At 65.3% G+C, this 648-nt stretch carries 2 protein-coding genes; both read right to left on the bottom strand.

Going from position 1 to position 648, the window contains the following annotated elements; translation table 11 throughout:
- The coding region (locus BKG60_RS07530) for a hypothetical protein (RefSeq protein ID WP_131827515.1) at positions 1 to 239 on the bottom strand (239 nt) is incomplete at its 3' end.
- Positions 236 to 648 (bottom strand): MmpS family transport accessory protein (locus BKG60_RS07535; protein WP_207553871.1); only part of this gene is annotated, 413 nt, incomplete at its 5' end. The genes BKG60_RS07535 and BKG60_RS07530, both read right to left, overlap by 4 nt.

Consider the following 648-nt stretch of genomic DNA (forward strand, 5'->3'; position numbering starts at 1 on the left):
TCGCCGACGCGCTTCATCGCGATCATCGACGGCGCCTCGTCCGGCGTCATCGACACCGACCGCATCTTGCCCACCTCTTCGAGCTGGGGCACAACCGTGTTCAAGACGGCGATGAGGGCGATCCAGCCGATGATGATCGGCACTGCCAGGCGCCGGATCCACTTGGCGATCCCGCCGTGCTGGGCATGCCTCGGCCCGGTGACCGGGATCGACTCGGTCGGGGCGTCGTGGGTGCTCATGCAGATTTCACCAAGCAGAAGGTCTGGGCGTTCACGCCGTTGGAGGTTCTCTCGTCCTTGAGTTCGTCATCGACGGTGATGCGGCAGCTGATCGTGTCGCCGTTGCCCTGCGCGACGATGTTGGGGAACACCGACGGGGCGGTGGATTCCAGCCGCAGCGTCCACGGCAGGGTCACCCCGTCGATGCGCTGGGGCTGAGCGTCGAGGTCGAGGTAGTTCACGTCGGCGGTGGCTCCGGGCTCACCGTAGATCTCGTAGACCACGACCTTGGGGTCGAAGGGCTTGGTGTCATCGACCTTGGTGCTGGAGATGCCGGTGCCGTCGCCTGCGGCGAAGAACGTGCGAACCCGCATCACCGTGAAGCCGCCGACCAGCACCACTGCGGCGATGATCAACGGAATCCAGAACC

Origin of the sequence: Mycobacterium syngnathidarum, assembly GCF_001942625.1 — a bacterium.
GTDB lineage: Bacteria > Actinomycetota > Actinomycetes > Mycobacteriales > Mycobacteriaceae > Mycobacterium > Mycobacterium syngnathidarum.